Annotated in this window: 25 protein-coding genes and 2 pseudogenes; 17 read left to right on the top strand and 10 right to left on the bottom strand. The window is 59.6% G+C overall.

The window, feature by feature from the left end; all coding sequences use genetic code 11:
• Nucleotides 1–222, top strand: a 222-nt coding sequence (locus ACUCV3_RS06370) for a hypothetical protein (RefSeq protein WP_482240437.1), incomplete at its 5' end; no start/stop codon positions are given.
• Nucleotides 223–408: 186 nt separating this feature from the next.
• On the opposite strand, the gene ACUCV3_RS06375 is transcribed toward ACUCV3_RS06370, so the two are convergent.
• Nucleotides 409–1,704, bottom strand: coding sequence for a hypothetical protein (locus ACUCV3_RS06375; protein WP_482240438.1), 1,296 nt, complete (start codon nucleotides 1,702–1,704; stop codon nucleotides 409–411).
• Here ACUCV3_RS06375 and ACUCV3_RS06380 point away from each other — a divergent pair.
• A complete protein-coding gene (locus ACUCV3_RS06380) occupies nucleotides 1,645–3,108 on the top strand; it encodes a hypothetical protein (RefSeq protein WP_482240439.1) in 1,464 nt (487 codons plus the stop codon). The genes ACUCV3_RS06375 and ACUCV3_RS06380 overlap by 60 nt on opposite strands.
• Here the strand turns inward: ACUCV3_RS06380 and ACUCV3_RS06385 are convergent.
• From ACUCV3_RS06385 to ACUCV3_RS06395, 3 genes are all read right to left on the bottom strand, one after another.
• Entirely contained in the window at nucleotides 3,097–6,879 is a 3,783-nt protein-coding gene (locus ACUCV3_RS06385; RefSeq protein WP_482240440.1) for a hypothetical protein, read from the bottom strand. The two genes, ACUCV3_RS06380 and ACUCV3_RS06385, sit on opposite strands and share 12 nt — an antisense overlap.
• A 461-nt stretch (nucleotides 6,880–7,340) precedes the next feature.
• On the bottom strand, nucleotides 7,341–7,790 hold the full coding sequence (locus ACUCV3_RS06390; RefSeq protein ID WP_048938959.1) for a DoxX family protein: 450 nt from the start codon (nucleotides 7,788–7,790) through the stop codon (nucleotides 7,341–7,343).
• 53 nt (nucleotides 7,791–7,843) lie between these two features.
• Entirely contained in the window at nucleotides 7,844–8,119 is a 276-nt protein-coding gene (locus ACUCV3_RS06395) for a BufA1 family periplasmic bufferin-type metallophore (protein ID WP_048938960.1), read from the bottom strand.
• A gap of 208 nt (nucleotides 8,120–8,327) precedes the next feature.
• On the opposite strand from ACUCV3_RS06395, the gene ACUCV3_RS06400 reads away from it, so the two are divergent.
• The 10 genes and pseudogenes from ACUCV3_RS06400 to ACUCV3_RS06445 all read left to right on the top strand — a co-directional run bounded on the left by ACUCV3_RS06400 (nucleotide 8,328) and on the right by ACUCV3_RS06445 (nucleotide 16,724).
• Entirely contained in the window at nucleotides 8,328–8,867 is a 540-nt protein-coding gene (locus tag ACUCV3_RS06400) for a sigma-70 family RNA polymerase sigma factor (protein WP_048938961.1), read from the top strand.
• The gene (locus ACUCV3_RS06405; RefSeq protein WP_048938962.1) at nucleotides 8,864–9,505 is read left to right on the top strand and encodes a DUF1109 domain-containing protein; all 642 of its coding nucleotides are present in this window, start codon (nucleotides 8,864–8,866) and stop codon (nucleotides 9,503–9,505) included. The genes ACUCV3_RS06400 and ACUCV3_RS06405 overlap by 4 nt, the downstream gene beginning before the upstream one ends.
• Nucleotides 9,506–9,636: 131 nt before the next feature.
• The gene (bufA2, locus tag ACUCV3_RS06410; RefSeq protein ID WP_004208798.1) at nucleotides 9,637–9,906 is read left to right on the top strand and encodes a BufA2 family periplasmic bufferin-type metallophore; all 270 of its coding nucleotides are present in this window, start codon (nucleotides 9,637–9,639) and stop codon (nucleotides 9,904–9,906) included.
• A 61-nt stretch (nucleotides 9,907–9,967) separates the two neighbouring features.
• Nucleotides 9,968–10,798, top strand: coding sequence for an MNIO family bufferin maturase (gene bufB, locus ACUCV3_RS06415; RefSeq protein ID WP_048938963.1), 831 nt, complete (start codon nucleotides 9,968–9,970; stop codon nucleotides 10,796–10,798).
• Nucleotides 10,795–11,571, top strand: a complete 777-nt coding sequence (locus ACUCV3_RS06420; RefSeq protein ID WP_048938964.1) for an HvfC/BufC N-terminal domain-containing protein — start codon at nucleotides 10,795–10,797, stop codon at nucleotides 11,569–11,571. The genes bufB and ACUCV3_RS06420 overlap by 4 nt, the downstream gene beginning before the upstream one ends.
• A 206-nt stretch (nucleotides 11,572–11,777) precedes the next feature.
• Nucleotides 11,778–12,081 (top strand): annotated as a pseudogene (locus ACUCV3_RS06425) (IS110 family transposase); the annotation flags it as partial.
• Nucleotides 12,082–12,210: 129 nt separating this feature from the next.
• Nucleotides 12,211–13,113 carry an iron-containing redox enzyme family protein gene (locus ACUCV3_RS06430; protein ID WP_048938974.1) on the top strand — a complete coding sequence of 301 codons (903 nt, stop codon included), beginning with the start codon at nucleotides 12,211–12,213 and terminating at the stop codon, nucleotides 13,111–13,113.
• A 3-nt stretch (nucleotides 13,114–13,116) separates the two neighbouring features.
• Complete coding sequence (locus ACUCV3_RS06435) at nucleotides 13,117–13,464, top strand: response regulator (protein ID WP_004208794.1); 348 nt, start codon at nucleotides 13,117–13,119, stop codon at nucleotides 13,462–13,464.
• Between the two features lie 113 nt (nucleotides 13,465–13,577).
• Nucleotides 13,578–13,828: pseudogene (locus tag ACUCV3_RS06440) on the top strand (IS630 family transposase); the annotation flags it as partial.
• Between the two features lie 295 nt (nucleotides 13,829–14,123).
• Nucleotides 14,124–16,724 (top strand): GAF domain-containing hybrid sensor histidine kinase/response regulator, encoded by a 2,601-nt coding sequence (locus ACUCV3_RS06445; protein WP_048938966.1) that lies wholly within the window; start codon nucleotides 14,124–14,126, stop codon nucleotides 16,722–16,724.
• A gap of 66 nt (nucleotides 16,725–16,790) precedes the next feature.
• Here the strand turns inward: ACUCV3_RS06445 and ACUCV3_RS06450 are convergent, their stop codons facing one another.
• On the bottom strand, nucleotides 16,791–17,147 hold the full coding sequence (locus ACUCV3_RS06450) for a DedA family protein (RefSeq protein WP_199909694.1): 357 nt from the start codon (nucleotides 17,145–17,147) through the stop codon (nucleotides 16,791–16,793).
• A gap of 76 nt (nucleotides 17,148–17,223) precedes the next feature.
• Nucleotides 17,224–17,640, bottom strand: a complete 417-nt coding sequence (locus ACUCV3_RS06455; RefSeq protein ID WP_080993684.1) for a hemerythrin domain-containing protein — start codon at nucleotides 17,638–17,640, stop codon at nucleotides 17,224–17,226.
• A gap of 150 nt (nucleotides 17,641–17,790) precedes the next feature.
• Here ACUCV3_RS06455 and ACUCV3_RS06460 point away from each other — a divergent pair, with 150 nt between their 5' ends.
• Both ACUCV3_RS06460 and ACUCV3_RS06465 read left to right on the top strand, forming a co-directional pair.
• Entirely contained in the window at nucleotides 17,791–18,072 is a 282-nt protein-coding gene (locus tag ACUCV3_RS06460) for a DUF2171 domain-containing protein (RefSeq protein WP_080993687.1), read from the top strand.
• Nucleotides 18,073–18,082: 10 nt separating this feature from the next.
• Nucleotides 18,083–18,268, top strand: coding sequence for a hypothetical protein (locus ACUCV3_RS06465; protein WP_037490583.1), 186 nt, complete (start codon nucleotides 18,083–18,085; stop codon nucleotides 18,266–18,268).
• A 540-nt stretch (nucleotides 18,269–18,808) separates the two neighbouring features.
• On the opposite strand, the gene ACUCV3_RS06470 is transcribed toward ACUCV3_RS06465, so the two are convergent.
• Entirely contained in the window at nucleotides 18,809–18,994 is a 186-nt protein-coding gene (locus ACUCV3_RS06470) for a hypothetical protein (RefSeq protein ID WP_048938969.1), read from the bottom strand.
• A gap of 225 nt (nucleotides 18,995–19,219) precedes the next feature.
• Between ACUCV3_RS06470 and ACUCV3_RS06475 the strand changes: the two genes are divergently transcribed.
• Both ACUCV3_RS06475 and ACUCV3_RS06480 read left to right on the top strand, forming a co-directional pair.
• The gene (locus tag ACUCV3_RS06475; protein WP_107917549.1) at nucleotides 19,220–19,516 is read left to right on the top strand and encodes a plasmid stabilization protein; all 297 of its coding nucleotides are present in this window, start codon (nucleotides 19,220–19,222) and stop codon (nucleotides 19,514–19,516) included.
• A 14-nt stretch (nucleotides 19,517–19,530) separates the two neighbouring features.
• Entirely contained in the window at nucleotides 19,531–19,905 is a 375-nt protein-coding gene (locus ACUCV3_RS06480; protein ID WP_482240526.1) for a four-helix bundle copper-binding protein, read from the top strand.
• A 168-nt stretch (nucleotides 19,906–20,073) separates the two neighbouring features.
• Here ACUCV3_RS06480 and ACUCV3_RS06485 read toward each other — a convergent pair whose 3' ends face one another.
• From ACUCV3_RS06485 to ACUCV3_RS06495, 3 genes are all read right to left on the bottom strand, one after another.
• The gene (locus ACUCV3_RS06485) at nucleotides 20,074–20,595 is read right to left on the bottom strand and encodes an Hsp20/alpha crystallin family protein (protein WP_482240441.1); all 522 of its coding nucleotides are present in this window, start codon (nucleotides 20,593–20,595) and stop codon (nucleotides 20,074–20,076) included.
• A gap of 81 nt (nucleotides 20,596–20,676) precedes the next feature.
• On the bottom strand, nucleotides 20,677–21,153 hold the full coding sequence (locus tag ACUCV3_RS06490; RefSeq protein WP_063141738.1) for an Hsp20 family protein: 477 nt from the start codon (nucleotides 21,151–21,153) through the stop codon (nucleotides 20,677–20,679).
• 683 nt (nucleotides 21,154–21,836) lie between these two features.
• Nucleotides 21,837–22,403 (bottom strand): hypothetical protein, encoded by a 567-nt coding sequence (locus tag ACUCV3_RS06495; RefSeq protein ID WP_122928373.1) that lies wholly within the window; start codon nucleotides 22,401–22,403, stop codon nucleotides 21,837–21,839.
• A 357-nt stretch (nucleotides 22,404–22,760) separates the two neighbouring features.
• Between ACUCV3_RS06495 and ACUCV3_RS06500 the strand changes: the two genes are divergently transcribed.
• A complete protein-coding gene (locus ACUCV3_RS06500; RefSeq protein WP_240626741.1) occupies nucleotides 22,761–23,390 on the top strand; it encodes a class I SAM-dependent methyltransferase in 630 nt (209 codons plus the stop codon).
• The last annotated feature ends 45 nt before the right edge of the window (nucleotides 23,391–23,435 follow it).

Below are 23,435 nucleotides of genomic sequence, written 5' to 3' on the forward strand. Positions count from 1 at the left end.
GATGGAAGCTGGCATTCCGAGATCGGCTCGACGCGCGGTTGGAACGGAAAACCTGACCGTCTGCTCCTGGGGCTCAAAAATCGCCCCTCGAACGGCAAATTTGGGTCGAGATCGGCGGGATCTGGGACATTTCTGCCGATTACCGGCGCCGTGGCGAACGGCAGGTTTTGGCAACAATGTCGACGTTCAACGATTGCTCCTCTGATCTCACGGACCGAGTGAGACGGCCGCGATGGCCATGTCGCATCGGAGCGCGCTGAGATTGCACGCGGCGACTATGACTATGCCCTGTTCCGCGACGGCCTCGCGCTCATCGCCGGCCCGCCGCTGCGCAGGCTCACCGGTGTGCGAAGCTGGCATCCCAAGGAAGGGTCGGACTAAGCCGACGACTGGCGCCCGCGTCGTTCCCTATGGGTCCTCGCCGGGTGCCACCGGCGCGCCGCTTGGCGCTTCGAGCTCGCCGTCAACCGGCGGGAAATGCGCGAGCCGGTAGCCGCCGACATGCGTAATATACTGGCCACGATAGCCGATCGCGGTGAGCAGGAAGCGCACCACCAGTTCGCGCACGATCGTCATATGATCCCATAGATCGGGGCCATCCTCTGCCGTGGGATGATGCCCGCTATGGACGATCGCGTTGCGCGCCTTGATCGCCTGGGCGATCTGGGCGTCGCTGATGCCGTCGAGCGGCACCTTCCACCGCGCTGCCAGCAAATAGAGTTTGCGCCTGAGCGGCCGCCGGTTGAGGTCGAGCAGCTTCTCGCCCAGCTCCTCGCGAGCGGCCTCGGCGCGATCAGCCGACCATCGGTCGAGGCAGGCCCGGATCACCTTGCGCAAGACCTTGCGCGTCTTTTCGAACTCCCTCCTGGGTTCGATCAACGCTTCCTCTTCGGTGAGATTGGAGTCGATGAGGTTCTCGAGCGCGGTCATCGCATTGACGAGCCGCACCTCGTTATAGGTGGTCGCCATCGCAAACCACTCGATCGCGAAGAACAGGTTCTTCACCTCGACCGGCGGGTCGAAGAAACTGACAATCGCGGCGTCGAGCACGGGCTGGAGGTTGAGCTTGTGGAACACGCGCATCACCGGCGCGTGCTGGCGGGTTTGCGAAAGCACCTCGATCTCGTGGCTGTCGCCGGCCACGAACTCGAGAATCGGTGCCTGCAGCATGGTCGACGCTCCGACCGACAGGATGCGGCGCAGATGCTCGGCGAATTTCTCCGCATCCGCGCGCCAGCTGCTCATATCGGCTGGCGGTTCTGTCGCTTCGATCGTGATCCAGCCGGTCAGGCGATCGGCCTCGCTCAACTTGGTCTCGCCGGCGACCTGGATCTTGCCGAGCGCGCAGCTTGCGTAGAGTGGCGGAAAGCAGTCGAAGCCCTTCAAATGCAGCGTGAGCACGGGCCGCTCGCGGGCTGGATCAATCGTCCGGAAATACTGGACCTTGCCGCATTCGCCGCGTGGCTTCGACCAATGCCGATTGTGTACGCCGCTGAATCGCGACCCAAGGCTGTTGAAGGACAGGCTATCGCTCTCGAAGCGCAGCCCATCGGCGGTGACGCCCTTCAACACAAACTCGGCGACGTCGTTCCGGTCCTGAAATCGCTCCCGCACGAACCAATTGGCTTTGGTGATGCGGAACGCATGGATGTCGAGCTCGACCTCGCCGTCTTCACCGATCCGGGCCTTGAAGCGCAGCGGCATCGACCGGTCGCCATCGCGGAGCGTGCCGCTGAACCGCTGAAAGCTGCGCAGATCGTCCTTGCCCGGCTTGCGGGTCCTTCGGGTGCGGCGTGGCATCGCCGGATAGTGCGGGGTTTTCGCGCAGCGGCCAAGCGCTTCCGGTTGACGGCGGTTGACCAAGCTTTGCTTCGTGGCAGGCCGGCACGCGTCTATCAGCGGGCTATGACCGAGACAGCCCAACTTCCCGTCCAGCCGCCCCGCCCTGGGGGCCGGATGTTCGTCTACAAGGAACAGGAACGCCCCGGCGGCGGTCCGCTGCGCACGATCGCGTTCACCGATGTCGACATCCGGCCGCGGACCTATGAGGAACTTGCCGCAGCCAAGCTCCATGCCGGCATCACGATCCCCCTCGAGATGTACAATGGGCGGATCGTCGAGACCGATGTCGAAGGCATCGACACCAGCAAATACGCGCATATCGCCGCGACTTTGGTCAGCCCATTCACCGCGAGGGCGATCGGTCTGGTACGCGGCGGCTGGCTGCCGTCCGCGCTTGCGGCGACGCGCGAGACCGCGGTCATCCTTCCCGATCGCAATATCATTACCGAGATCGCCGGGCGTTTCGACGGGGGAAAGCGCGTCGGCCGCGACCCCGATTTCCTCGATCTCTTCGAGGACGACCCGGTCCGCATCAACCCGATGCTGTTCGCGATGGAGGGCAACGGGCGGGCGCTACCGACGCCGGAGATCGCGCGCGCCCAGCTCGAAGAAGCGGCGGCGAAACTCCGCCAGGCGTTGCCGGCGGCGACGCTGATGGTCGGGCCCGAGTCGATCGACGGCCTGCTGGGGGTGATCGAGGATGTTCGCCCAGGCATGGCGCGCAAGCAGGCATTCCTACGCCACGTCGCGCCGATCCTCGCCGCGCCCGTCGCGCGCCGGGATGTTGATCGGCGGTGGCAGGAGACCCTCGAAGCGGCGAAGGATTTCGGCGTCATGCAAGCCTCGCTTGTCGTCCTCGCCGTGCTCAGCACGATCGTGAATCCCGCGCGCTGCGCGGCGAAAAGCCTGCTCAAGTTTCACACCGCCTATAGCGACGCCGACGCCTATAATGCGCTGTCAGACCTCCAGGCGCTGGACCTGCTGCTCTATTGCCTGGCCTTCTTTCCGGAGATGCACACCCAACTGTGCACCGCCGATCGCAACCTCGCGTTATTCTGGGTCGGAGCAAATGCGTCTGATATCGTCCGCGAGGGCAACGGCATTAGCTTTACCATGACACCGCACGACGCGGTTCTTCCCGAACCGTATGCCGAGCGCTGGGCCGCCGAGGTGAAAGCGGGGGATGAGAATCTCGGGCTTAACGATGGCGACCCACCGCCAAGGCCAGGCCGCTTAACCCCTCCCATGCTTAGCCTATATCGATGAGATCGCGCCGAAATTGCTGACCTGGATCTGATCCGCCATTCGCGAGAGCGCGAACTCCATCGGCACTGGGTTGCGAAACAGGAGGTGACTTTCAATCGCATCAATGGTTGGGCGCCTGACATAGCTGGCGACCCGAGGGAGGTGCTCCCGGATGATCTCCATCCGATCCAAATGCTTGCGCAATTCGTCGCGCTTACCGCTCGGGCGAATCTCCCCGCGGAAGTCAGCGAGTTGCTCCGCCATCTCGCCTAGCGTCTTGCGGAACTGGACGTCTTTGCACTCGATCGCGAGCACTCGTCCATCGTCGCGCCACGCCAGCACGTCGACGTCGCCGTGGTCCTTGTCGAAGCCGCGTCCGAGCAGCTTGGTCACCTTGACCTCGACCTCGGCGAACCATCCGTTGGCGCGCATGGCCTCGGCGACTTCTTCTGCGAACACGGTACCGCGGCGACCGTTGGCGATCCCGCGCCAGGCCGCCATCTTCGGCGACAGCTGGCTGACCGGGAAGTCTCCGCTTTCGTAGAGCGAATACATGTAGGCCAGGCTGTCGCGCAGCATGCCGGGGGCCACTAGGAGCGTGTCGCCGGCGGGATCCCAGTCGAGGATCGGGCGGCGGAGAAGCGACAGCTGGCGCCTGAAGCGCCACGGATGACGGTCCCGCTCCTCGAACCCCGGAGGTATGTCGCGCCAATTTTCGCGCGCGGCAAGACTCAAAACGTCGAGAATGCGTCCGGCACGGGCGTCGTCGATCGAGCCATCACCGACTCGCATCGATTTGAAGCGGTTGCGCGGTATCTGAATGACCTGAGACTTCTCTTCGATGCCCAGCTGCTCGACGGCGTCGACGAATAGCCGGACGTCGTCGATCGTCGCTCCGATCTGTTCGGTCCACGCTTCGGAGAAGCCGACTTCAAGTTCGCCTTCCATTCTCTCCGACGTCGGCCGTTCCTCAAGGTTCTTGGCGTATCCGGAGACCGATCGCTCGATCCGCTCCTCACCGGTTACGTTCGCGTGAGGGGCGATGATCTCGTCGAAGAAGTCGAAGTTAGCGTGAATGTCGCCGAGCGGGGTGACATGGATCTCTGGTTTCATGACGTCCCAGCGGACCGCGTCTGACCAGCCACCGACCTCGAACAGGAGCGTGGCCTTGGCCATCATCAGCGCAATGTCCAGGCGGCCGGGACGCGCGCCACCGGCCAAGGGACTCTCGCAGATCGCCATCTCGACCAGGATGCGGGTCGATTGAAAGACGGCGTTGAGGCTCTGCTCGGCCTTGATTACACGGGCGAGTGTCGCTGGCGTGCGGCCGTGGAGCGCGAGCAGCGCCGAAGACGTCCGGTTCCACCGGTCGCGATCGTCGATCGCCAATTCATGGTTGCGCAACAGGCGTTCAAGCATCTGGCGACGATCAAACGTCCGGAGCGCCGCCAGCAGGTCATCCTGAAGATGCGTGACGACCGCGTTGAGGAATGCCGTACAGTCGGCCTTCCCATGGATCTTTGCCCCTTCCGATCGATCCCGGACGTTCCATCCGAGGTTGAGCCGCGTGTAGGCGTCATCCTCGCGGGTGATCCGGATGAGCTGGGAGCCCGCATCGGGCACGCGGACGTGATCGCGAAAGCCGCGTTGCGCGAACGCATGGCTGTGCCGCGCTTCTGGATCGGTCACGATCCTTGGGAGCAATGCGAGCTCGACCGCATCAGGTTCGGTCTCGCCCCCGAGGCGTGCGGCGCCGTTGATGAACGCCGCCACCAATGCGCGTTCGGCGATATTCTCGACGTGGAATAGTCCCTTGTCAAAGTCGCTTCCGACCCGAGTCACGATCGTCGATCGGTCCGGGTCGATCTCGACCCGAACCGCAGCGCGCGTCGCCTCGTAGGTGAGGCGGTCCTTGACGAGACGGCGATCGCTCAGATCGCCTTCGAATATCAGGTCCCAAAATATCGGGCCGGCGGGAAGGTCAAGCGCTTCCTCGAAAAGCGGAGCCGATCTCGACAACCAGACGCCCGCCATCCGCCAACGCTCATAGGCTACCTCGCCGCCTGACTGCACGGGACTATCGACGTCAGCCCACCAATCGCGTTGGTCAGACACATAAGCGACCATCGGTTTGCCGTGCCGACCGGGATCCTCGCTGCCGAACACCGGCGCACCGCGATCGTCGTCGAACACTGATGGTGCATCGCGCCGAAGCCGCAGCCAAGTGCCGTCAACAAACTTGCCAACGCGGAAATCGGCTTCGAGCGCCGCCTCCTGCCGCAATTCGCGCAAGCCGTTCTGCGCCATCAGCAACATGGCCCCGCCACCCGGCGGCGCATCGGGAACGTCGCCATGCGGCACCAAGTGACCGTCGAGCGAGCGCGACCACGAGACAAGGTTGAGCAGACCGTTGACGTTCGGCAAGCGCAAGCCAAGCGAACGGATTCGGTCTCTCGCTTCCAGGATCCGCCAAAGGTTGGCGGCGCGGAAGCGGTGGAGGACGCTCATAGTGAGAAGGTCGTGCGCGGAGCAGCTCTCGACCCGCCATCCGGAGTGATCCTCACCACCAAAGGCGATTGCCGCCGCGCGTCCGATCCCGCACCCGACAAGGAGCGTCATACCTTCCTTATAATCAGTCTGGGCCGCAGCCTGCCGATACCGCGCTGCGATGCGCGTTTCGAACATGTCTCCGAGCTTCACACCTGCCGGGTTGAGACCGGATAGGCCCGTTTCCTCGATGTCATCGAGCATGTCGGTGAAAAACAGGAAGTGGATGGTCCGCCCCGTATCAAACTGGACCATTGTTTCCGCCACCAGCGCATCGCCGTCAGGCTGGAAATCGAGTTCGGCGCCTGAAACGCCGCCAAGCAGTTTGCACTCATAAAAAAGCTGCGCATAGCTCATACTAATCGCACGGCAGAGGTCGTGGCGGCGCCCCAATGCGATGAGCGCGTCGATGACTCGGTAGCGGACAGCAGCGGAGACAGCGTTCGGGAGGACGAGGTGATAAGCGTCGCCTGCCGCGATCAGAGGACGACGTTCGAGAACGGTGTTGCCAAGCGCTTCCGACAAGAGCGTCGGCTTGTCGGCCGGTGTCAAGACGAATGGAGCGAGATTTTTAGGTTCGATCGCGAGTCGCGCCAGATCCGCCTTGGTGAACGAAAGCCGCGATCGGCTCCGCATCCATCGCGCGAGTTGCTCTTTGCTGACGCTATCGACCGGCATCTCGTCACCCAGCATATGCCTCGCGAGTTCGGAGCGCGCGCAAACCTCTTCGGACAGCTTGAGCAAAGCGATTGCCGATTGCCTGACGCCGTCGAACGGCGCGCTGTCCGGCATGTGTGCGACGACGTCGACGAAACGCTGCAGGAAGAAGCCGGCGCCCTCCCAGAGCCCCGATATCACACGGTAGTTGCCCCAGGGACTACGCACCGTTTCGACCATCAGGTCCTCGGCCGGATCCTCGAGATGTCCGGCGGCCACTCCGACATGGTCGAAGAGTTCGACGGCAAGCCGGGCGCTCGGCGATTGCGCTCCATTGGCATGGGCGACCGCAAGGTGGATCATCGCCTCGATCCGTGCCGAGCTGGCCTGCAGGTCGGGGATCGTCAGCAGAATACCGAACGCGGTGGCGGACTGGGGAGACAAGGCCTGCAGCCGGCGAACAATGTCCGGCCGGGCTTCGAGCATCGCGTCCAGCCCATCGTATCCGCCACCGCTAAACGCGCCGAGCATAGCGAACATATCATCGAGGTCGAGGTCGTTGGGCGGAGTAAGGTCGTCGGTGGTCATCGCAGCAATCTAGCACAAAGTCGTATTTGGTCGCTATTTGTTCTGCTGCGAGGCAGGTGGACAAAGGGCAGGTTTTGAACCGCGCCGGGTCCAGTTAACGACTGATATTGGGGCGCGTAGCTGCCACACCGCTTTGCGCTGAGGGAATGACTGGTTCTGTCGGAAGCCGCCGTTCTCAGGCCGATCGCCGAACGACGCATTCTGGTCGACACTTGCCGGATTAGCGTACGGTCTGCACGTGGGAAGCGAAATTTGGACGCTGAGCGGCTGGAAAGGGTCGGTTGTGATGCATCCGACCACCCGGCCGTGGGATCATTCCGCCGTCCCAACTGGCTTGGCCCAACGACAGCTTTTCATATCATCTGGCGTTCGCAGTCCGCCCTGCGAAGCCGGCCTCCCGTAAACGCGGCGCGGGGAAATATCGGTCGCGGCAAGGCAAAATTCCTGGCGCTAGCTAGGTCTCACATCCTTGATCGGGGAAAAATGAGCGCATCCATGGAGAAGATGCCGCCGCCACGGGCGACAAGGGGAAGCAGGATCGCGGCCCAGCTGAGATGGGTCGGCCATGCTTCGGGATAGACAAATGTCTGGATAACCAGGGTCATGCCCAGCAGGGCGAGCGCCGAAAGCCGCGTGAACAGGCCTAGCAACAGCAATATCGGGAAGAGATGCTCCGCCCAGGTCGCCACTGTTGCAGCAAGGTCGGGGGGGACGATCGGCAGGGCATATTCGGTGCGGAACAGCTCATATGTGCTGTCGGTGATAGTGATGATGCCATTCACCTTCGTGCGTCCCGACAGGAAAAATATCGCGGCAATGCCCAAACGGGCGACCAGCAGTAGCAGCGCATCAGGCAGCAGCGCCTCGATCCGCCGAACGAAGACATCGCGCATTTTCAGGGACAGACTCATCGTTCGTCTCCAGGAAGTGTGGCCGGGACGGAATGGCGCCCCGGCCGCCATGGTCAGGCCTTGGGGGAAAGCGCGCCGTTGCCCTTGGGCGTCTTGATCGACGTACAGGTGCCGGCCTTCACCAGTTTCCAGGCATTGCCTTGATAATCGACCTTCGACGTGCCCGCGCAGCTGGTGCCGGCACCGGCCGCGCAGTCATTCTTGCCGGCGAGCGAAACGCCGTAGCATTTCTCCATCTTGGGCTTCGTCTCCGCATGGGCGGAAGCGGCGAGCGTGGTCGCCGAAGCGATGGCGATGCTGGCGGCGAGCGCCGCATGAGTTGTACGCATAATGATGTCCTCTACGATCCAGCGCCTCTGCGCGCGGCCCGGACAGAGGGCCGGGCCGCGCGGTGATCGGGGAGGAGGCGGGAAGCCCGTGTCACATACGCGGGTTCGGGGAAGAACAAGCTGCGGTTACAATCGAACGGCGCAGAAATTTTCGTCGATGCTGTAACTGATGGCCGGTTCGGCCCGAACATGTGGGCGAGGAGATTGAATGCAGACCACAGAGGAGCATCTGCGCGCATTGATGATTGATGGGCTGGACGGTGATCCCGCCGCCCATGCGGCATTGCTGCGCCTGCTTGTTCCGCTGCTGCGGGGTTTCTATCGGCGCCGTGTTCGCGGCGCCGACGACGATGTCGAGGATATGGTGCAGGACACCCTTATTGCCGTTCACACCCGCCGCGCGACCTATGATCGCGGCCGTGCCTTCACCGCCTGGCTCTATGCAGTCGCTCGTTACAAGATGATCGACCATTTCCGCCGTGTCGGCAGGTTGCGGCCGATCGACGATCTAGAAGACTTGCTGGTCTCCGAAGAATTCGAGGCAAGCAGCATGGCGAAGCTCGACATAGACGATCTGCTGGAGCAATTGCCGCCCAAGCAGGCGCGGATGATCCGCGCAACCCGGCTGGAGGGATTGAGCGTCGCCGAAGCGGCAAGTGCGGAGGGCATAGGCGAATCCGACGTGAAGATTTCGGTGCATCGCGGGCTGAAGGCGCTGATGGTGCGGGTGCAGGGGGCAATGCGATGAACACGGACGATCTGATCCGGCATCTTGCCAGCGATACTCGCCCGGTGGCCCGAAACAGCGTCGCGCGGCGGCTGGCCATCGGTATCATCGTTGGCGGGATCGCATCAGCGCTTCTCATTCTGGCTTCGATCGGCATCCGCCCGGATCTGGGCACGGCCATGCAGGGTGCGTCCTTCTGGATGAAATGGGGATATACTTTCTCCCTGTCGATCGCCGCACTGGTGACGACGGCCCAACTCGCGCGCCCCAACAGCGGTCGATTGCGCGGATTGTGGGCGCTTGCGATACCCGTCCTGCTTCTTGCGGCGGTCGGCCTGCTCGAACTGGCGCGCACGCCCTCGTCGCAATGGCTGGCAATGTGGCTCGGCCATAGCTGGAAGAGTTGCCCCTGGCTGGTCCTGTCGCTGTCAGCCCCCATCTTCGCCGGTTTGCTATGGTCCTTCCGCAGGCTCGCCCCGACCCGGTTGCGCGCGGCCGGAGCGGCCGCTGGCCTGTCAGCGGGGGCCTTCGCGGCAACAGTTTACTGTATCCACTGCCCCGAAGTGTCGGCGATTTTCGTCCTGACCTGGTATTCGCTGGGAATATTGCTCGCGACCTTGCTCGGCATGCTGGTCGGGCCGCGGCTGCTGCGCTGGTGAAGCAGAAGCCGCGCCATTGCGCAGCATGTTGCCATCGGTTCGGTAAATTTCTGGCGCCTCTGTAACCGGGGGCCGCTGCAGGCCGAAAGACAGGGGCCAGATTGGCTCAACATTCTTTCGGAGAAATCATCATGCTCACCCATAACAGCGGTATCGGCATGGCTGCTTCGGCCGCCGCCATCGCGATCGTTTCAGCAGCAGCGGCACCGGCCGTGGCGCAAGACAGCGGGGATACGAAAGTCGTTCACTGCTACGGCATCAACAGCTGCAAGGGCACGTCGGACTGCAAGACCGCCAGCAACGAATGCAAGGGGCAGAATGTCTGCAAGGGGCATGGTTTCAAGGCCATGACCGTCAAGGCGTGCAAGGCCGCCGGGGGCAGCCTGACCGAGCCGAAATGACGTTTCAATGCCCGGCGTGCACAGGCGCGCCGGGCAGCCTTTATCAGCAGGAAGTTTACCCATGATCCCCTCCTTCTCCGGTTTCGGACTTGGCCTGCGCAAACAGCATTATGCCGACCTCCTGGACCATCGCATCGCGGTCGATTTTCTTGAGGTGATCTCGGAGAATTTCATGATCGACGGCGGTCGGCCGCGACATATTCTGCGCGATGTTCGCGCCCGCTACCCCGTCGCCCTGCACGGCGTATCCATGTCCATCGGCTCGGCCGACGGTCTTGATCGGGCCTATCTCACCCGGCTTCGCGCGCTGGTGGATGACGTCGATCCGCTGTTCGTGTCAGATCACCTGAGCTGGTCGCGGATCGAAGGCTTCAACTCGCACGATCTGTTGCCATTGCCCTACACGGAGGAGGCGCTCGATATCGTCTGCACCAATATCGACCAGGCGCAGGATGCGCTGGGCCGTGCGATGCTGATAGAGAACCCGTCGACCTATATTGATTTCGCTCCGGCAGACATGACCGAATGGCAGTTCATCGACGCCCTGTGCGCGCGAACCGGCTGCGGACTGCTGCTCGATATCAACAATGTGTTCGTCAGCGCTAGCAATCACGACTTCGATCCTGTCGCCTACCTCGACGGCGTGCCGCATGACCACGTGCGCCAGATTCATCTCGCCGGGCACAGCCATGGCGACCACCTGCTGATCGACACGCACGACCAGGCGGTGCCGCCGTCCGTGTGGCAGCTCTATGCGCATGTCCTGACAAAACTTGGGCCGGTCGCGACGATGATCGAACGCGACGATGCCATCCCGCCGCTGGCCGACCTGCTGGTGGAGCTTTCCACCGCGCGCGGGATTTCCGCCGGGAAGATGGAGGAAGCGGCATGAGCCTGCTGGCGCTTCAGCGCGACATGCGAGACTGGCTGCTACGGGAAGACATGGCTGCTGCCGATCGCATCGGTGCGGAGGCTGGGCCTGGCCTTGCCGTCTATCAGAATAATTACCGCACCCAGCTTGTCACCTGTCTGGAACTCAGCTTTCCGCGCTCCCGTGCGTGGATCGGTGAGGATTTGTTTCTTCATGCCGCCGTGCATCATATCGACAGCGTCCCGCCGAGCAGTTGGACATTGGACGCATATGGACGCGATTTTCCGACGACACTTGCACGGCTTCACGCTGACGATCCTGAGATAGCGGAAATCGCTGGTATCGAGCTTGCACTGGAAGAACTGTTCGTCGCAGCCGATAGTCCCGCCGTTGGGCTGGACGGTTTGGGCAATGTCGACTGGGATCGCGCGGTGTTGACGTTTTCATCGTCGATCGAACTTATGCACCTTCAAACCAATGGTTTTGTCATATGGTCGGCTCTGGTTGATCGGAAAGAACCACCCGCGCCGCAATATCTGGATATGCCCGATATGGTCATTTTGTGGCGTCAGGGCGAGCAGTGCCGCATCCGGACTATCGACGACGGCGAATTGCAGGCGCTGCTCAAATTGCGTCGTGGCATGACATTCGGCGCACTGTGCCGCGACGTCGCTTTGTCGCTCGGGGAAGAGGCAGGAATGATGCTTGTTGGACGGTGGCTGGGTCTTTGGCTTTCCGACCAAATGGTCGTTGCCATAAACGATCGCGGGCAAGCTGAGCCGCCGTGCTTATAGTCCGGTGTTAAGACCGCGTTTTGCAGATACGGCTAGCGCGGCTCTCTTTGCAGAACGACGAAAATCGGTCGCCAGTTTGCCGACAAAGCGGAAGGTTTGCATCTGGTGACCCGTATCCCGGCTCTGAGCGTCTCATAATGATGACGTGGACGGCTCTCCAACTTTCCCGCAGTCTGACCTGCGTATGAGTCGGAAGGAGAGCTCCAATGGGAACGGTCACGACGATTGGTTCAGACCTGGCGAAGAACATGTTCCAGGTGCACGGTGTGGATGCATGCCAATGGTGCAGCGGTATTGCGCCAGCGATTGACGCGCGATCGTTTGCTGAAGTTCTTCGCGAAATTGCCGTCTTGCTTGATCGGAATCGAAGCCTGGGCCTCATCACATTTCTGGGCGCGTTAGCCCATCGCTCTGGGTCATGATGTCAAGCTGATGCCCGCTTATTATGTGAAGCCGTACGTCAAACGCGGAAAGAACGATGCAGCGGACGCTGAGGCGATCTGCGAAGCAGCCGTGGAAATAATCGGTTTCACATTTTTAGATTGACCAGGCTTAGCACTGCGCCTGGTTTCATTGATCCTGATCAATATGATTTTCAGGAACGAGAGTCAGCCCTCCAGGATTATTCCGCCATATCATATGAAAGGACTGGATGTGGCTACGCAGCTCAAGGCTGACGGATCTCAATTTCTGCAACAGGAATTTCAGGAGGTGCTGAGCCGCTGGAATCGCGAACGGCTATCGCCCACTTTTCCAGAGGACATGTCAGCTAGTCGCTTCGACAATGATCGCCATATGCTTCGTCTGGAGATGGGATTTCTTGAGGAGTTGCGGCGGGAAGTCATGGTTGAGGCGCGCGAGGCGCCAACGGACCCTGATCGCTTCATCGCCTGGTTCGAGAATCTCAAGGCGAGTGGGCCTGGACAGCATGATCGTCTTTTCCCGTGGCTCGCTGAACAGGCGGACCGAGATGAGCTTCGATGGTTCCTGTCGCAGGAAGCTGCGGGCGAAGCAGGTTTCGACGATCTGGTCGCAATGACGCAAGTCAAGCTGCCGGCGCGCGCCAAGCTCGAACTGGCGCGCAATTACTGGGACGAGATGGGCCGGGGTAACGCGAAGGGCATGCATGGGCCGATGCTGGGCCAGCTGGTCGATACTCTGGACCTCGATACGCGTATCGAAAATACTGCCTGGGAAAGTCTGGCGCTCGCCAATGCCATGACGGCCATGGCCTCTTTACGTTGCTATGCTTGGCACAGCGTCGGCGCCCTGGGAGTGATCGAGCTTACCGCGCCCGATCGGTCCGCGTATACTGCCAGGGGGTTGAAGCGCGTCGGCCTGTCTGGGTCCGAACGACGCTATTTCGATCTCCATGCCGTACTCGATATCAAGCACAGCCGTGAATGGAATGATGAGGCAATCTACCCACTGGTCGCGGAAGATCCCCGCCGTGCAACCGCCATGGCGGAAGGAGCGCTGATCCGCCTGCGCTGCGGGGAGCGTTGTTTCGAGCGATATCGTGCTCATTTCGGATTGGCCTAAAAGATGAGTAACCGCATCCTGCTGGTCGAGGACGACCCTGCCGTCGCCGCCGTCATCGCTAACATATTGGAGGACGCCAACTATGCGGTAGACGGGCCTTACCAAACGCTCGCCGACGGTATCGCTGCCGTGGCTGAAGATATGCCGTCCGCTGCTGTCCTGGATATTCGGTTGAAAGATGGCGACGTCGGCCTTTTGGCAGGTGATCTTGATCTGTACGGCATCCCCTATGTCTTTTGTTCAGGCGCTCCGGACTTCGCGTTAATGCGCAAACATCCCACTGCCCCTTTGATCCTTAAACCGCTGCTTCCGACCGAACTTGAGCGCATGCTTCAAACTATGCTGCACTGAGCGCCGGCAGGCCGAACGCGAGGGATCGCCCACGGCGGCGACCGGCAGATTTTTGCCCTGGGAACTGGGCTGCAACCGGAGCGTCGAACTGAACAGATATGCTTGGCGATCGTCGCGCCTATTGGACCAGGCATCCGCGTTGTACCTTCCATTTCGTCTCGACGACGTGCCCATGGCTCAATGCCATCGACCGCTTTTCGCTAAGCTCACAGGTCGCGGTCGAAAAGACGGCATATTTCATTCCGTCGTCGATCTGCAGGCCGCCATCAACCTCTTTATCAAGGAGAATAACGAGGCCCCCCGCCCTTTCATCTGGAAGGTCGATCTGGACGAAATTATGCACGGGCACCAAATGTCGGATTCAACCCACTGGCCCAGACAGCTGGCGCTCTTCGCATCCCCTTCTTTGGTAGCCTCTCGGGGCGCTACGCCCACCCAGCTATTGACCAGCGTACCAGCCTGCCAGCGCCTTTGACCAAAATGGCCACTCCACCCCAATCCATCTCGATGGAAAAAAGCCAAAGTCGCTGCCTTCAGCGATTTCGAGCGCGCCTCGATCTGTAACGCCTTCCAGCTTTCCCGTGCCAGGGAGATGGAACCGCACTCTACGTGCCTCGGTTCTAACAAAGGGGAAAAGCGTAGGCGGGATCGGCATAGGAATGAGCGAAACAGTGACGAGCGGAAACGGCACCGCCGATGCTCAAAGGATTGAAGCGGAAGTTTTAGGCCTCGACGCAGGGACGGATCCCTTCGTAGCTGCGGTGCGCGCCACGCGCATGCCGATGATCATAACCAATCCACGTTTGCACGATAATCCGGTGGTGTTTGCGAATGACTCCTTCTGTCGGCTGACGGGTTACGAGCGCGACGAGATACTGGGTCGCAACTGCCGATTTCTGCAGGGGTCCGAAACGGATCCGACGGATGTCCAGGCGATTCATGATGCGGTGGAGGCGGTGCGCCCGATCGAGATCGACATTCGCAATTATCGCAAGTGCGGGGAGCCATTCTGGAACCGGCTCCTCCTTGCCCCCGTATTCGACGGGGCGGGAAAGCTCGCATATTTCTTCGCCAGCCAGGTCGATGTGACGCTGGAGCGCGAACGTCTTGAGGGACTCGAAAATTCGAACGCCGTCCTCATGGCCGAAATTACCAGCCGGCTCCAACGCCAGAACGAGCAGGAGCGCGAGCTCGATTTCGCCCTTCGCGCCGGAAAGTTCGGGACATGGAGTATCAATTTCGAGACCGGAGAGCTCGCCTCCTCTCCGGCGTGCCGGGCACTGTTTGGCGTAGATACGGAAAATCCGTTTACATATGATGACCGCCTGGCGGCTATTCATCCCGCCGATCGTGCGGCTAACATCGATGCGATCGACCTGACACGGCGTACGGGTGTGGACTTCGATGTGACCTACCGGATCGTCACGCCGGGGGGGGAAATCCGGTGGTTGACCTCTCGCGGTCAGCCGTTTCTCAATGCCGACGGCAAACCTGTTCGGCTTGCAGGCATATCTTCGGACGTTACGGAGCTGAGGCGCGCCGAGCGGATGCGCAATGCGCTGGTCGAACTCAGCAATGTCGTGCGCGACGTGCAGGACCCTGCAGACATCTCCTTTGCTGCATCCCGGATATTGGGCGAGGCGCTGGAGGTCAGCAGGGCGGGCTATGGCGTCATTGATCCGGCTCTTGAGACGATCACGATCGAGCGCGACTGGAATGCCGAAGGGATATCGTCCTTGGCCGGGGTGCTGCAGTTTCGGGATTATGGATCCTACATCGAGGATCTCAAGCGCGGGAAAGACGTCATTATTGCCGATGCCGACCTTGATCCGCGGTCGGTGGAGGGAGCCGATGCGCTCAAGGCCATAAGCGCGCAGGCTGTGGTCAATATGCCGCTCACTGAACAGGGCGGCCTTGTCGCATTGCTCTATCTCAATCATGCCACCGCACGCGACTGGCTCGACGACGAGATCGCTTTCGTCCGTGAAGTTGCGGAACGAACCCGAGTTGCTACCGAACGGCGACGGGCGGAAATCGAACTTCGCGAGCTGGCGGCCTCTCTGGAGCAACAGGTCGAGGAGAGAACGCGAGACCTGATAGCCGCCGAAGAGGCGCTGCGCCAATCGCAGAAAATGGAGGCTGTTGGGCAGTTGACCGGTGGACTGGCGCATGACTTCAACAACCTGCTCACCGGGATCACTGGTGGGCTTGAGATGATCCAGATTCGTCGGGCGCAGGGTCGGCATGAGGATGTGGACCGCTATGTACACGCTGCGCAAGGTGCTGCGCGGCGCGCGGCAGCGCTGACACACAGGCTGTTGGCTTTTTCCCGTCGTCAGACTCTTGCTCCAAAACCAACCTGCGTTGTCGACCTCGTGAATGGCATGGTCGACCTCGTCATGCGCACTGTGGGGCCGGCTATTGAGGTGGAGGCGGTCAACGGGGTAGGGCTTTGGCCAGTCCTTGTGGATCCGAGCCAGCTGGAAAACGCTCTTCTCAATCTGTGTATCAATGCGCGAGACGCAATGCCCGATGGCGGCAAGATAACGATCGAGACAGGAAACCGATGGCTGGATCGCCGGACTGCTGTTGAGCGAGACATGGAACCAGGGCAATATGTCTCCCTGTGTGTTTCGGATACCGGCACAGGGATGAGCAAGGAGACAATCTCCAAGGCATTTGATCCATTCTTTACGACCAAACCCATAGGGATGGGGACGGGGCTCGGCCTCTCTATGATCTATGGATTCACACGTCAGTCCGGTGGGCAGACCCGGATCTATTCGGAGCTCGGTCGCGGCTCAACGATATGTCTCTATCTTCCACGCCATCTGGGGGAAGCGGGCACTCCCGCAACACCGGAAGCCGAGCCGGCGCTGGCGCCTCAAGCACGCGAAGGCGAAACCGTTCTGGTGATTGATGACGAGCCCACTGTGCGGATGCTGGTCGTAGAGATTCTAGAAGGGCTTGGCTATGGTGCGCTCGAAGCCATAGACGGCGCGGCAGGGCTAAAAATTCTGGAGAGCGATACACGAGTGGACCTGCTTATCACTGATGTCGGCTTGCCTGGTGGAATGAACGGCAGGCAGGTGGCAGATGCAGCCCGTGTGAACAGGCCAGATCTCAAGATTCTCTTCATCACCGGTTATGCGGAAAACGCGGTATTGAGCCACGGGCATCTTGATCCCGGTATGCACGTCCTCACCAAGCCTTTTTCGATGGAGGCCATGAAGCAGCGCATCACCGATCTGCTTCACTGAGAAATTGGATGCGGAGAAAAGGGCCGATCGCACGTTTTCCGCGCTTTTCCACGCGATCGCCGCCGTTTACATTGAACTTATTCCGGCCAGATGACACTTACTCCCAGCTCGACCTCTGTGCGCAGCCGCTGAATTGCATGACGCTTGATGCACCCGCTTACTTCGCGCCGTGGGTCTTGTCGCTTGCGTCGCGATCCCCTCGAGCTTGGCCACCCACCACCCAAAGAAAGCGCCCGCGGTTGTGCCGACCGTGCCGGAGAGGATGACGAAAATGATATTCAGTTCGCCGTCAGCCGCCGAATATTCCGCAAGCGGCATGATAGCCTCGGACGGTATCGGCGGGAAAATATTCTCCAGCATCATCAAAACAGCGATCGCCCAATAAGCAAGCTGTCCAACAAGCTCGGTAATCCACTGCGTCATCGCCACGTCCTCGAATTTTGCCCTTCCCTGTGCAGGGATAGCAGGTATTGCACCATTGAGAGGGGTTGCGCCCGGGTCAGGCCAGCTTGAGCCCTTCCTGATTCATCCGACGCGCAAGATAATCGCCATCTGCCTTTTCCAAGGCCAACTTAAGCCGAGGAAAGAGATCATGCTCTTCGTCGCGCATATGAGTTTCGATGTCGCGGCGAAAATTTGCCAATTTAAGTTGGAAAGCGTCGTTATCCTTCACAAGGTCTGTAAGTTTATAAAGATATTGCTTCACATAACCATGCTCGGCATGGAGCGTGTAGGATTCCGCCAGAAGACCATGCTGGCGCATAGCGGGGTAAATTGCATTCTCCTCTTCCAGCGCATGTTTGCCCAATGCGTGCTTGAGCTGCGCTAGAAGGATGAGCCGTTTGGTGGACGTCGTACATAAGGCTCCCCCAATCTGGATGCTCGAACAGAATGAGAGGGGGAATCCAACCAACACAAGTTAGGCGGGCGGGAGCTGAACCGATTTTATCGGAACAGTCGCGTCGTTATCAGGTTGCTTACCGAGGGTTTAAGCGAACGCGCAGCGGTGGTTGACCACCTCCGGCAGGAACGCTTTGGACATCACAAAAGAATGCAGGAGACGATCATGGCAGACCTGACCGCTATTGTTGAACATATGGAAATGATCGGAGCGGATGGCGTCCACATCGGGACCGTGGACCGGCTTGAAGGTGACAGGATCAAAATGGTGAAGGCCGATAGCGGTTCTCATGGTGACCATCACCACTTCATCTCGACCGGTCTGGTTGCTGCGGTGGAAGACGATCAGGTTCGCCTTTCGGCTAATGCCGATTCCGCCATCCTGCTCGAAGAGGAACAGGATGGCGGTGCTATCATGGACGATGGCCGACAGCCTGGCGAAGGCTAAGGATTGGAGCATGACGCACACGGTAAGAAAAAGGCATGAGGACGATGTCGGGCTCATGACCGACAAGGAACTGATCGACAATTGGGAGGCAGCCTCCAGGGAGGAGATCGAAAACCCTTCTTCCTTCCTGCGAGCTGTCATCGATGCGATGGCCAAGCGGGACATCTCATCTTCATCGGATCCGCGGGTAGCGTGATGAAAAAGCCCCTGAGGCGCTGATGATGCGGTTTTGTGGAAAAGCCATGGTACCAAAGCGCATGGTACTGTGGTGAATAAAGTTATGGCACCAAACCATATCAAAATTCACAAATTATCACCCTCCCGGCACAACTGGGAATACATACTGAAAAGCAATAAAAGCAGGCGTAATGATCGTTTCGCCACAAATATTACAAATTGACGGTTTTAAACACAAATAAAACTTCTCAACTATGTTCGCTAGATGATATATCTCCGTCCCCACGCAATTGGCAATGGAGCATCCTGCCGATGGCGGGAATTTGGCTTTCTTGTATTATTCATTTTTTTGGCGGCTATTTCTGACACACATGGGCGTTGCCTGAAGACAAGATAGTCGTCAACAATAACGCTACTGTGCGTACCGACCCATCCTGCGATCAAAAGCCCTGATATGATCGAGTGTCCCGAAATTGACGTCGAAATGGGTATCCATGTCTCAATATTACGGTAGGAAACTCTCGTCCAATTAATCGGCTAATCAGTTAGCAATTGTTTCCTATTCTTTTTGTAATAATGCCCCCCGAGCACCCGGCGTGTCCTCCGACCAACGCGCACGCATCGCATATTGCTGCGCCATCTCCCAATGCAGCCGCTTGGCGAGAGGATTTGCAATTTTCTCGGCAGTGGCAAGCTCCTGAATCTCACGCCGGCGAAAGTAGGCCGCATCGTCCTGATGGTGCATCGTCGTCTCTCCTCATCTCGCCATGGAATGACTCCTGGTCACCCAGCCTTCCATTACATGGATCAATTTAAAGCTATCGCCAATTGAAGGCGTCTCGAGCCATGCATTTGATCAGAAAGCAAATTCTCGCTCTTCCTAACTTAAGTGGGAAAGTTTCTTGCGATCACAGCCGGACACGAACCCCTGTTGCCGTGTTGGGAAAAACAAAATGGAAGGAGAGCCAACATGCCACGTGGAGACAAGTCGAGCTATACGGACAAGCAAAAGCGCAAAGCGGAGCACATCGAAGAAGGCTATGAAGATCGGGGCGTAAGCCATGAGGAAGCCGAGCGCCGTGCGTGGGCAACAGTCAACAAGGAAACCGGTGGCGGCAAGAAATCCGGATCAGGACGTGGCAAGGCAGAAAACCACGATTCACCCAGAAAAGGCGGCCGCATTGGCGGATCAGATCAAAGTCATGCGAAGCGATCGCAAGCAGCGAAAAAAGGTTGGGAGACCCGACGCAAGCAGGCGAATGGCTGATGTCCATCCACAAGATGATATCGCTCCATCCAGACGTAGGGCAGGATTTTAATCCGCTTTTGGCCACCGCGGCACGCCACGCGATGTTCTGCGCTGAAATGTGTACCTCATGCGCAGACGCTTGCATGGCAGAGAAAATGGAGATGACGCAGTGCATCCGGTCATGCCTTGATTGCGCGGACGTCTGTACAGCGATGGGCCGGATCGCCGTGCGGCGCTCGGGCTTCAATATCGAAGTTGTCGGAGTGATGCTAGACAGTTGCGCCCGCATTTGTGATCTGTGCGCGGCCCAATGCGGTCGATATGAGCATGCGCATTGCAAACTTTGCGCTGACATGTGCCGCGAATGCGCGGCAGATTGCCGCGCAGCGCTTCCTACCGTCCAATGACGCCGAGCCACATGGTCCGGTAGTCGGAAAGTGACGGGACTTGCCAAGGATATCATCGACGGCTGATGCGGCTCAGTTGCTGACTTTGATCAGTAGGACCCGATAAGGCAGAGGCTGCCCCCACAATTATAATTGGCAAGACAGGAACCGAAGTTCTGAGCCAGGCCGTCAGGCGGCCTTGCCATTGACCGGATTTGGGCGGACATTTTCGTTTGCCGCCTCCATCTTGGGCAGAGTGACCGTCAAGCCGCCGTTCTTGAAAGCTGCGTTAGCGTTGTCACGGTCGATGTCCTCGGGCAGCCGGATACGGCGTTCAAAGCAGCTATCGCTGCGCTCGGGATAACCAAAGTCCTTGTTTTCAACTTTGGACCGCCTCCCTCCCCGGAGCGTGAGCGCACCGTCTTCAACGGTAATATCCACGTCCTTTTCGTCGAGACCCGGCAGTTTGGCCGTAGCGCGGATTTCCTTGTCGGTCTCGCCGAGCTCGACATGCGGCCAGCCGGCCGCGCGGTACAATCCAGCCAATGCGGGTACGCCGAAGGCGCGGAAGAGGCCATCGAACTGCCGGTCCACCTCGCGGTGGAGCGAGAGCATCGGGTGGGTATCGCTGTCTCGGCCGCCCTCGGCACTGACCGGGACGGGGAGCCGGTTTTCCTGCCGCCTCCAGGGAATGAGATCACGAAAAGCCATGATAGTCATCTCCTTTTGTGGCTGGAAGGGGTAGGCCTACCGGGCCGCTGGATGCGGCCCGGCAAACCCTTTGGTCGGGGATCAGGCTGCTTCGCGGACCTCATCCCTAGGTGCTTCGATCTGATCCTGGGCGGCCTTGCCCCCAGCGATCTCAATTCGGCGCGGTTTCATCGCCTCGGGCACCACGCGCCTGAGCGTGATGCTCAGCAAGCCGTTCTCGAAACGGGCATCGCCAGCTTCCACGAAATCGGCAAGCTGGAAGCGCCGCTCGAACGTACGCGTGGCGATGCCCCGGTGCAGATACTCGCCCTGGCCGTTGTCCTCGGCACCCTTGCCGGTCACGGTGAGCAGATTCTGCTGGGCCACCACTTCAATGTCCTCGGGGCGGAAACCTGCGACAGCGAGCGTGATGCGATAGCTGTCTTCGCCTTCTCTCAGAATATCAAAGGGTGGATAGCCATCGTCTTCGCGCGCGCCTGCCTCGAGCAGGTTGAACAGCCGATCAAAACCCACGGTTGAGCGTCGATACGGCGAAAAGTCAAAAGCAGTGGTTCTCATTTCCAAATCCTCCTGATTGAGCAATTCGGGCATGAGAAGCGCCGGAGAGAGCCGGCGCTCTCAATGTCCACCGGACCCAGGTTTCGGCGTCCGGCGAGGAAAAATTAGGAAGCAATAAACCGGTTTCAAGAGGCATTTTTAGCTAGCGCTGGCGTGCGTTCTTCATCCGCTCAGGGCGCCGATGGTCAAGACTAAAGCTGCGCTTGTCCCTGGAGCTGCTACAGGGCTTATGGAGCGTCCGTACTGGGAACCATATACGTCGTAGGAACGGAGCAATGTCGAGAGAAGCCCCGTCTGCGTTGACGTCGCCGCTCGCGAGGAGAAGTTCCTTGTCAGTCAACATTGGTCAAGTGCATGAGCAACTCGCCGGGTGACCACGTGTAATCGACGTTACCGGCACTTGGCGCCCCCATATGCATATCCCAGGCCCAAACTCAAATTCCGGCCAATTGGTCAGCTTCTGCGAAGCGATCTTGAAAGCCGTCGAGTCTGGCCGATGAGTGAGCTTTAGTTTATGAGGCGATCCCCGCAAGGGATAAGCCATCACGATGGGCAATCCCCAGCTATCGTCAATGTCCAGTCCTTACCGCTGGATAGTCTATGCAAAAGCCGCCCTCGGCACGAAGCCGTAGCCCTATTAAAGGGCAGAAGGCGGCCTACGGCAAAGCGCCAGTCTTGATAAGTCAGCGTCTAGCCCATTTCTCCAGCCGGGCCTGATACTTTTTGCGCGCTCTGTCGCGGGCGGTCTCCAGCTTCGTCATACGCTTATCGCCTTCCGCCTGCAAAGCGCGGCGCTCCGCGTCGAGAGCACGCCGCCTTGCTTCGATGTCTGCCAGGCTCTGCTTGAGATTAGCAGCCGCTTGTTCGAGCGCTATTTGGGCTGCATCGAGTTTTGCGCGGCTGGGGCGCGGAACCTTCTTCCTTGGCGTCGGCGCGATGGGCGGCGCGTCGGCTTTCGCCACATTCTCCGTAGATATTCGTCTGCTTTTCGGGCGACTGCGATGTGGTGGCGACTTTGGCTCGGCAGCCTCGAAATGGTCAGCCGCACTGCCCCGGCTGACCTTAATTACGACTCCGGGCTTCGCGAGCGGCTCACCCATCAGCTTGGGGTCGGTGACCTTTTCTGCAATCCCGCGCGCAAAGAGGTCGGCGTCGGATCCCCACGCGGCCAGTGCAGCTTTCTGACTTGGCGCCGCTACATAGGCGTCGTGGAAGCCGGCGGGCGTACGGAAGACCTTGAGTTTCGCCATAGAGGGGAAACAGCTGTCCTGGCGCCCCCGTTCCGATCCTGGCCTTTGATGCAGATTATCGGTGCAACCCGTCTAACCCATCCGTCAACCGCCCATCGCCTCGTGATGATCCATAGTTGCTTGCTTGAACGACTGGTGACCAGATTAATTCCGTCGATCCATGAAAGAGGCCGCTTGAAAGCAGGACGGTCGCCCTCTTTCATCGCGCCTCCGTCGAGACTGACATCAGCAATTGTCCCAAAAGCGTGAGAAATCATGTCAGAGATTGATTTGGTTAAGCGTGATTTTTGCGGCGGGAATCGAAACTTCAAATGCGTCGGGAGGATTTTAGAGCGGAGAATAAGTCGAGGAGCAGATATGGCCGACGTGCAAAATGCCGCTTCTTACCCCACTTCCGTGGCTTCGGGGGGAACGAGCGATTTGAAGGCCCGGCTCATTGCCGCCGCCGAATTTCTCAAAAGCCCGAACACGGTCGGCTCTTCATTTCCAGCATCGCACTGGCTGATCGACCGAATGCTGCACGGCGTTGATTGGTCTCAGGTAACGACGATGCTCGAATATGGGCCAGGTACCGGCGCGTTCACTAGCGCCATTCTCGCTCACCTCCGACCGCATGCCAGGCTGATTGCCATCGACACCAGCCCGTCATTCACCGACCATTTGGCCTCGGCAATTCCGGACAGGCGTTTGCACGTCATCACTGGATCGGCCACAGATGCTCAGCAGTATATGGCGGATCTCGGCCTTTCGCAGGCCGATTGCATAATTTCGGGCTTACCATTTTCGACACTTGAGCCTGCAATCGCAACGCAGATCATTGATCGCAGCGTGCAGCTCTTGTCCCCTGATGGGCTCTTCATGGCTTATCAAATGCGGAAGGCTGTACGCCCACTTCTCGAGCAGCGATTTTCGTCAGTGCACGCCGCATATGAATGGCGCAACATTCCACCATGCTATCTGTTCTGGGCGTCGAAACCTAATAAATGATGGTTTAAAGAGCGACGGATCTTCCGGTCTGAGGCGTGGCGTGCC

Source organism: Sphingobium sp. VMM, assembly GCF_056790315.1.